General features: G+C 28.8%; 9 protein-coding genes. 8 read left to right on the top strand and 1 reads right to left on the bottom strand.

The genetic code is table 11. From position 1 onward, the window contains the following. Positions 1-199 precede the first annotated feature (199 nt). The 8 genes from VLM92_RS01485 (at position 200) to VLM92_RS01520 (ending at position 7308) form a co-directional block, all read left to right on the top strand. Positions 200-1264, top strand: coding sequence for a sulfurtransferase (locus VLM92_RS01485; protein WP_325274583.1), 1065 nt, complete (start codon positions 200-202; stop codon positions 1262-1264). A gap of 86 nt (positions 1265-1350) precedes the next feature. Beyond that, on the top strand, positions 1351-1779 hold the full coding sequence (locus VLM92_RS01490; protein WP_325274584.1) for a hypothetical protein: 429 nt from the start codon (positions 1351-1353) through the stop codon (positions 1777-1779). Positions 1780-1838: 59 nt separating this feature from the next. Beyond that, complete coding sequence (locus VLM92_RS01495; RefSeq protein WP_325274585.1) at positions 1839-2135, top strand: rhodanese-like domain-containing protein; 297 nt, start codon at positions 1839-1841, stop codon at positions 2133-2135. A gap of 280 nt (positions 2136-2415) precedes the next feature. Then, the gene (locus tag VLM92_RS01500) at positions 2416-3321 is read left to right on the top strand and encodes an MBL fold metallo-hydrolase (RefSeq protein WP_325274586.1); all 906 of its coding nucleotides are present in this window, start codon (positions 2416-2418) and stop codon (positions 3319-3321) included. A gap of 102 nt (positions 3322-3423) precedes the next feature. Then, positions 3424-3912 (top strand): prolyl-tRNA synthetase associated domain-containing protein, encoded by a 489-nt coding sequence (locus tag VLM92_RS01505; RefSeq protein WP_325274587.1) that lies wholly within the window; start codon positions 3424-3426, stop codon positions 3910-3912. 48 nt (positions 3913-3960) lie between these two features. Continuing rightward, on the top strand, positions 3961-4638 hold the full coding sequence (locus VLM92_RS01510; protein ID WP_325274588.1) for a DUF2284 domain-containing protein: 678 nt from the start codon (positions 3961-3963) through the stop codon (positions 4636-4638). Between the two features lie 479 nt (positions 4639-5117). After that, positions 5118-6614, top strand: a complete 1497-nt coding sequence (locus VLM92_RS01515) for an HD domain-containing phosphohydrolase (protein ID WP_331681653.1) — start codon at positions 5118-5120, stop codon at positions 6612-6614. A 109-nt stretch (positions 6615-6723) separates the two neighbouring features. After that, positions 6724-7308 carry a helix-turn-helix domain-containing protein gene (locus tag VLM92_RS01520; protein ID WP_325274590.1) on the top strand — a complete coding sequence of 195 codons (585 nt, stop codon included), beginning with the start codon at positions 6724-6726 and terminating at the stop codon, positions 7306-7308. A gap of 61 nt (positions 7309-7369) precedes the next feature. Here VLM92_RS01520 and VLM92_RS01525 read toward each other — a convergent pair whose 3' ends face one another. Further along, positions 7370-8533 carry an MFS transporter gene (locus VLM92_RS01525; protein WP_325274591.1) on the bottom strand — a complete coding sequence of 388 codons (1164 nt, stop codon included), beginning with the start codon at positions 8531-8533 and terminating at the stop codon, positions 7370-7372. Positions 8534-9137 lie beyond the last annotated feature (604 nt).

Raw genomic sequence — 9137 nt, forward strand, 5'->3', positions numbered from 1 at the left:
AGCTAGTTTTTTATGTATAGAAAATACAAATAATGCTAAGTTTAAGTATAGTATTTTTCTATAAATATTGGAGATTTATAATATGCATGATAAGATATTAATATAGATTTATTTTTATTGAAATAGCTAAAAAAATTATTAAAATCATCTGTAAGTATAATTATTTTAAGAAAATGAAAATCATAACGGAGGAAGATGTATGAGAAAAAAATTAATTAGTGCATTAGTTGGAATTACAATGGTAGCAACAATGGCAGCAGGATGTAGTAAATCTTCAAATGAGTCACAAAACGAAACAAAAGAGAAAACAGATGTAAAAGCTGAGCAAGTAGATACAAAAAAAGTCTTTGTATCACCAGAATGGGTACAAAGTGTAATAGATGGAAATCAGCCAGAGTCTAAAAACTACACTATATTAGAAGTTTCATGGGGGGATTATAAAGATAGTCCAAGTTACACAAAAGGACATCTTCCAGGAGCTTTACATGTAGATACTTCAAGTGTTGAATGTGAGCCGATTTGGAATATATCAGAACCTAAAGTGGTTGAAAAAGGTATGTTAGATTTAGGAGTTACAAAAGATAAAACTGTTATATTATATGGAACAGATATTTCTGCTGCAAGTAGAGTTGCATACGCATATCTTTGGGCAGGGGTTGAGAATGTAAAAGTCTTAAATGGAGGACTTGATGCATGGGAAAAATCTGGATACAAAACAGAAACTGAAATAGAAAAAGCAACTCCAGCAAAAGATTTTGGGACAACTGTTCCTGCACATCCAGAATATTGGATGTCTATAGACCAAGTTCAAGAAAAATTAAAAGATGATTCTAACTTCCGTTTAGTAAGTATAAGAAGTAAAACAGAGTTTGATGGTAAAACAAGTGGATACACTTATATTGATAGAGCTGGTGAGCCTAAAGGTGCAGTTTGGGGTCATGCAGGAAGCGATCCGTACAATATGGAAGACTATTTACATCAAGATGGAACTGTTATAACAGCTGAAGAAATGGAAAAATTATGGTCAGATTCTGATATTGCTAAAGATAATGAACTTTCATTCTATTGTGGTACTGGATGGAGAGCTTCAGTTCCTTGGTTAATCGCTTATGATGCAGGATGGGAAGGAATGAGTGTTTATGATGGTGGTTGGTACGAATGGCAAATGAATAAAGATCTTCCTGTACAAGTAGGAGATCCAAACAGTGAAAATTATGAGTATACTACAGTAGATAAACTACCAACAGATAAAGCTGCAAAATAAATTATAGAAAATAAATAATCATAGGATAAGCACTGTACTAATTACAGTGCTTATCTTATATTATAGACAAGGAAGTTGATATTTATATGGAAAAAGCGAAGAAGATTCTTTATATAATGACTACTATATTAGAAGTCTTGATGTTAATTGGAGCGTATATGATAAATTACTTTACGCACAAGAAGATGGGGATGTTACGACACGTCATACATAAAAATTATATTTGGGAAGAGAAATATCCTATAACAAATATACAATATGCAGCTATACTAGCTCTAATTCTTTTAATGTTAGTAGTATTGATGCTATACATTAAAAGAAAGCCAAAGTTAAAAAAAATAGTAACTATTATGAACATTACTATGGTTATATTTGTAATTTCGTTTATAGGGTTTACATTGATATATTCAACAGAAGAAATAAGAGCATTTTATTATATAAGTCTTATACTTGGTTTGGTAACATTGACTCAGATTATAAAGACTTTTATAGGAACTATTTGGTATAAGAATTAAATGATTTTCTATATTCTATTTAGGGTATAAATTCTAAAAAGCATATAGAGGTGACTTAGATGAATTATACAAATATAAATAATAAAAAATTAAGAGAATTAATGAAAGAAGATGTATTATTAATAGACATAAGAAATAAAGATGAGTATGAAGAAAAAAGAATACAAAATTCAATAAATATTCAATTACATGATTTATTATATAATATAGATGAGATAGAAGAATATAAAGATAAAAAGGTAATAATATATTGTAGAAGCGGACATAGAAGCATTACAGCATGTAATTTACTAGTGATGCAAGGTTTTAAACATATATATAATCTAGAAAAAGGAATAATTAATTATAAACTCTAGCTATCTGCTAGAGTTTTTATAATATGATATAATGATTTAAAAATTCTCATTATACGCTCAAGGGTATTTAATTCAAAGTGAATATCATACAGTATCAGTAATATTAGAAATTATATCCCCGAGGTAATTTATAAAAAAATTCTCACTTAGAGTAGATAAGATGGTATCATAAATGAGGAGGATTTCTAATCTTTAGAATCATTGTTAATTCCAATGTAAATGGGTTACATTAATTTGTTTATTAATAATATATAGAAACTTGAAAATTCGGAGGAAGTATATGGTTATAAAAAAAGTGAAAGGAAATACATTTTGTATTGATACTGGAATGACATACATACCTTTTTATAAGGTTAATGATGAAGAAATTATTATGTTAGATTCAGGTTTGGCAGAAGTAGAGAGAGAAGGAATAGATGAGTTTCTGAAAAAGAACAACTTTAAGATAGTTGGTATAATATGCAGTCATTCTCATATAGATCATATAGGAAATATTGCATATTTTAAGAATAAATATAACTGCATTATTGCTATGCCAGCTTATGAGGCTCTTATTTGTAGTTCAACGGTCAATCTCAAGGTTTATTATAGTAATCAGACATTATCTCATGTAACAGATAATTTTGAACATATGGTTTGCAAAACAGATATTATGATTTTGGATAACCAAGATAGTATATATGTATGCGATATTAAATTTAAAATTCTTCACACACCAGGACATAGTCCTTCTCATATATGCATTATCACTCCTGATGATGTTGCATATTTAGGAGATAGCCTCATAAGCTATGAAGTCATGAAGGGAGCACAAATTCCTTACTCATTTATACTAAAAGAGGATTTAGAAAGTAAAAAAAAGCTTTATGATTTAAAATGTAGAAAATATATAGTTGCGCACAAAGGTATGTATGATGATATTACAAAACTTATAAGTGACAATATAGATTTCTATAAGAACAGAGCTACAAGAGTATATGATGTCATAGATGATGATATGACAATGGAAAATATTGTAGGTTCCATTATTAAAAAATGGAATATAGGTGTAAAAAATATATATAAATATTCCATGATAGAAAAAATGTTAAGGCCCTATGTTGAATATTTAAATGAAACAGGAGTAATTGAATTAACTATGGAAGATGGAGTTCTTAAATATAAAAAGGGTTTAAGGATAGGTTAATATAAAAGATGAAATGGACAAGTTATGCTATTTTAGAGATTTTTATATAACAACACTGGTAGCGTAATTAAAATCATAAATAAAGCAAAAGAGGAGGAAAAAATGAATAACGAAAACAAAGTATATAACGTATTAAATGAATTAGATATAGTATATGAGGTGTTTGAACATGAACCTATATATACAGCAGAACAGCTAAAAATTATAAAAGATATAGTTAAGGGCAATCATTGCAAGAACTTATTTTTAAGAAACTCAAAAGGAGATAAGTACTACTTAGTTGTAGTAAGAGATGACAAAGGAGTGGATCTTAGAGATTTAAGGGATCAAATAGGAAGTAGCCGATTATCTTTTGCATCACCTGAAAGATTATATAATACATTAGGTCTTACTCCTGGAAGTGTAAATCCATTTTCAATTATAAATGATAAAAATAAAGAAGTACAATTATACATAGATAAAGATGTTTTAGATGGTCAAAACCTAAATTTTCATCCTAATGTAAATACAAAAATGGTAAATATAGAACTAGAAGGATTTAAAAAGTTTTTAGATCATATGAACTATAAAGCAATACCAGTAGAAATATAGGAGTATGATATACTTATATTAGTTTATAAAGTCGCGGGAGGTATGAATATGAAATTGCCTGTAAAAGTAAGATTAAAACAATTAAAAAAAGCAACACTGTTTGAAGCATATAAAAATGAGGAAGTCTTAGGATATTGTCAAAGATGTAATAACTATGGTAAGAACTTTAGTTGTCCTGATTTTATGTTTGATACGACAAGTTATCTAGAGCCTTATAATTACGCCACAATTATTATGACTGAAATAGATACACAACCTATTAAAGCACAAATAGATAAGCTGGAAATAGCTAACTTATCATCAAGGGTCTTCAACAACTATATAAAAGAGAAACCAGATGAGGTGGTTGACATCAGTAGTGCCATTTCTATGTATGCATTCAATGATATCAAAGATCAGATGACAGATAAATTAATTGAGATTGAAAAGGATATAGATAACACTGTTGGGTTGCCACCAGGATCATGTACAAAATGTATCACTTGTCTTAAACAGCAAGGACAACCGTGTATTTACCCAGAGACACTAAGGTATTCTCTTGAAGCATTAGGCTTTATGGTGTCTGATATATATAAGCAATGTTTCGACTTAGGGCTTGGTTGGACCAAAGGTGAGCTACCCGTAGCTTTTTATAGTTGTAGTGCGTTAATGACAAAAGAAAAAATAAATGAAACTATGCTTTTAGATAAATTACATGGTATAGTATTGAATATTAATGAAGCATAGATAGATTGTAGTTGGTTTAGCCACTCAAGGTCCCCTTTAGGGGATTTTTTTATGTAGAAAATTCTAAAAAACTTAGTGAGAAAACCCTTTGGGGTAGGTTAACAAATTGTGAACGCAATTTATTTTGTTTGTGTTAATGAATTAGATTAGAATTAATGAGATAAGGCATTTACATGAAGTTCCAAATTATGGTAAATTAATTGTAGAAAAATATATAAATTTGTTTTTTGAAGGAATAAAATTATTGAAGAATAATAAATCGAGCGCAATCGAATTTAATATAATGGTAATGGAGGTATGCTATGTTTGTATCAACAATAAAGAAAATTTACTCAATTTTAAGGATTAATAAAAAAAATAAATTTAAATTTGAATGTATTAAGATATTCCTAATATACTTGATAAGTGGATTTATTTGGATCTACTTTTCAGATAGAATTGCAAATAGACTCGCTAGTAATAGTGGTATGTTTTTAATTATGAGTACATACAAAGGCTTCCTATATGTTATTGTAACTTCAATTATACTTTATTTATTACTAAGCAGTCTTGTAAAAAAAATTGATTTAGCAGAAAAGAAAAATAGAGCTATTATTGAAGCAATACCTGATTTATTATTTGTTATTGATTCTGAAGGTCATTTTATAGATTGTATGACAAGTGATGAGAGTCTTTTGTTAATGCCAAAGGAAGCTTTTATCGGAAAAACCCTTTGGGAAGTTCTGCCTAAAGAAATATCAAAAATAGCCTATGAAAAAATACAATTAGTTTTTACAAGTGGAGCAATGGAAAACTTTGAATATGAATTGGAATTTTGTAATAAACTGCAGCATTATGAACTTAGAATGGTAAAAAATAATGAAAAAGAAGTCTTGGCTATATCAAGAAATGTCACAGTTCAAAAACAAAATGAGTTGGAATTAAAAAAAAGTGAAAATAAATTGAAATATTTAAGCTATCATGATCAATTAACAGGCTTATATAATAGAAGATTTTTTGAAGAAGAATTAAGCCGATTAGATGAACAAAGAAGTTTACCTTTACCTTTAACTATTATTATGGCAGATGTTAACGGTCTAAAGCTTGTAAATGATTCTTTTGGTCATGGCATAGGAGATGAATTTCTAAAAAAAGTAGCAGAAGTTATGAGGAGAGGATGCCGAGTTACTGATGTTATTTCTAGACTCGGAGGTGATGAATTTGTAATTCTGTTACCGAAAACAGATACTTATGAAGCAGAGCAAATTATTAAACGTATTAAAACTATTGCCTTAAAAGAAAAAGTGGGTTCTGTAGATATATCTGTTTCTTTTGGATATGAAACAAAGAACAATGAGGAAGAAAAAATTCAAGATGTTTTAAAAAAAGCAGAAGATAATATGTATAAGAAAAAGCTCTTTGAAAGTCCAAGCATGAGAGGAAAAACTATAAATACTATAATTAGTACTCTTCATGAAAAAAACAAAAGAGAAGAACAGCACTCTCACAGAGTTTCAATATTATGCGAAAGTATGGGTAAAGCCCTTGGTTTAGCGGAAGATGAAATCAAGGAACTTAAAATTGTTGGGTTACTTCATGATATAGGAAAAATAGCTATAGAGGAAAATGTACTAAATAAGCAAGGGCAACTGACAGAGGAAGAATGGAAAGAAATAAAGCGACATCCAGAAATAGGCTATAGAATACTTAGTACAGTAAATGATATGTCAGAAATGGCAGAATATGTGTTAGCTCATCATGAAAGATGGGACGGAATGGGATATCCTAAAGGTTTAAAGGGGAAAGAAATATCACTCCAATCAAGGATTATTACAATAGTTGATTCTTATGATGCTATGATCTCGGAAAGAAGTTATCGTAATGCTTTGCCAGAGGAAGTTGCTATAGAAGAACTAAAAATAAATGCAGGTCTTCAGTTTGATCCAGAACTTATAAAAGTATTTATTGAAAAAGTATTGAATAAGCCATTTGATTAAAAAGCTGTGTTATTAAAACAATTTAAGTAGTATAAAAATACGTACTCTACGATTCGTTTATTGAATGATATTACTAAATAGTTTAAATTAATATTAAGAGGTGATACCAATGGATTGTAAGAAAATTGGCAAATTAATATATCAATTGAGAAAAGAAAAAAATATGACTCAAAAACAAATAGCTGATGAAATGAACATAAGTGACAAAACAATAAGCAAATGGGAACGAGGTCAAGGATGTCCTGATATTTCTTTGCTTCAAGAATTATCACAGATACTTGAAATAAGTATTGATGGAATTTTATCAGGTGAAATAAATTTAAACGAATTAGTAGGAGGAAATATGAATAAATTAAAGTTTTATGTATGTGCACAGTGTAATAACCTAATGACAGCTACAGGAGAGGCAACTATTTCATGTTGCGGAAAAAAATTAGAGCCATTAGCAGCAAAAAAATCAGAAAATGTTCATGTACTTGAAATAGAACCTGTAGAAGATGAATTATTTGTAACTTCTAAACATGAGATGAAAAAAGAACATTACATTTCTTTTTTAGCTTATGTTAGAGGGGATAGAGCTCTTATTGTAAAGCAATATCCTGAGTGGAATATGGAATTTAGATTCCGTAAACAAGGTCATGGTAGATTGTATTTCTATTGTACAAGAGATGGATTGTTCTATCAGACCATATAAAAAGAATAAAAAAGTACCTTAAAATAAACTATAAAAGCTATTTTAAGGTACTCAATTTTATCTATACCACTTCAGCATTTTTATCATTAACAACATCTAAATTCATTATCCATCTTAAAACTACAAAGCTGAATAATGAAACTCCAATAGAAAAAATAAATATAGAGTTTATTCCAAATAAATCTATCATTGCTCCGTATAATAGCTTCATAAGAGAATAAGAAACACCAATTGTAAAGGTATAAACAGTCATAGATGTAGTATAAAGCTTTTTATCTACAACCTTACCAATAAAATCAAACGCACAGATTATTATAATAGAAATAGCAATACCATGCATAGATGTAGCTAACATAAATACCAATGGATTAGATGTTAATGCATAAACTATCCATCTAATCAAAAGAGCACAACTGGCAAAACTTATCATCTTTACCATTCCGTATTTCTCAAGTAAACCCTTACTCTTTACCATAAAGAAAAGTTCTGGAATAACCATAAATACAGTAAGTAGTCCAACTAGCTCAGGTCCAGCCCCAAGGCTCATCAGATGTATCCCTTGATATGCCATCATAGCTTCTGTTAATGAGGCAACACATACTCCACAAATTAGAATAAGTATATAAGCTCTATTTTTAAATAATTTTGGTAAATCTTCTTTTAAGTTTAGCTTTTCTTTATGTTCAATTTTACTTGTAGCATCTAAAGTAGGTGTTATTATTAAACATCCTATCATACTAACCATAAAAACATAAAAGAACATAAGGTTACTATTAGTCATTTTTATAAGCTGACCACACAAGAAAGAAGATATAGCAAATGACATAGAACCAATTACTCTTATTCCACCGTAGTTTTTATTATTTTCCCTACAGTATGAAGTAGTTATAGAATCTGTTAAAGGCAATATAGAATTCCTAAACATTTCAAGGAATGTAGCTACTACAAGTATTGGTATAAATGAATCAGTAATAATGTAAAGCCCTGTAAATAAAAGTGACATTAGTATATTTATCCAAAGAATGGATTTTTGTTTTTTCATTAAATCACTTATAAGTCCCCATATAGGAACAAAAATAATACCGATTATAGATGGTATTGATACTACCATACCCACTTGTGATGAACTAAATCCTAGGGTATTTTCTAAATATACTGGTAAAAAGGTATTGTATGCACCTAAACCAATAAATAGAGTTAAATATTTTACATAAAATTTCGACATGATGACTTCCTCCTCGTATGAATATACCACAATATTAAAGTTATGAAAATAGTAATAATTCGTACGGTAGTTATTATCTGCCATAGGGTATATATAGTGGAATTGTTAGATAAATCTGAATTTATTAAAATGGTTGAAATATAGACAAAAAGTAATATAATGAAATTGAGTACGTTATAATGTGAAGTGGATTAAATTGAAGAATACTAAAAGGATAGAGAAATTTAGGGATGAAAAGAGCTAGAATTTTCACGTAATGTAATAAAAAATAGGGGAGAAGCTATTTGCACAAAAAAGGAAAACGATTTCAAAAATAAAAAAGAACAAAAATGTAAGCATTAGATATAGCAAGTTCTGAAAATATAGATAAAACAGATTTTTATAAATCTGAAATGTAACAGTTAAATACTGGATTCTTCATAAAATTAATTTGTTTCTAGGGGAAAATAATTGAGGTAGAATTCAGATTATATTAAATAAAAGGGGGATATAAACAAATGGATACATCAACACCAGTTTCTAAACAAATAAGTACATCAACATCGGTTTCTAAACCAAAGGTAAACAAAAGTTTGCTTGTATTTTTATTGGGAGTATTTATAGT

It is taken from the genome of Romboutsia sp. (assembly GCF_035470145.1).
Lineage (GTDB): Bacteria > Bacillota > Clostridia > Peptostreptococcales > Peptostreptococcaceae > Romboutsia_D.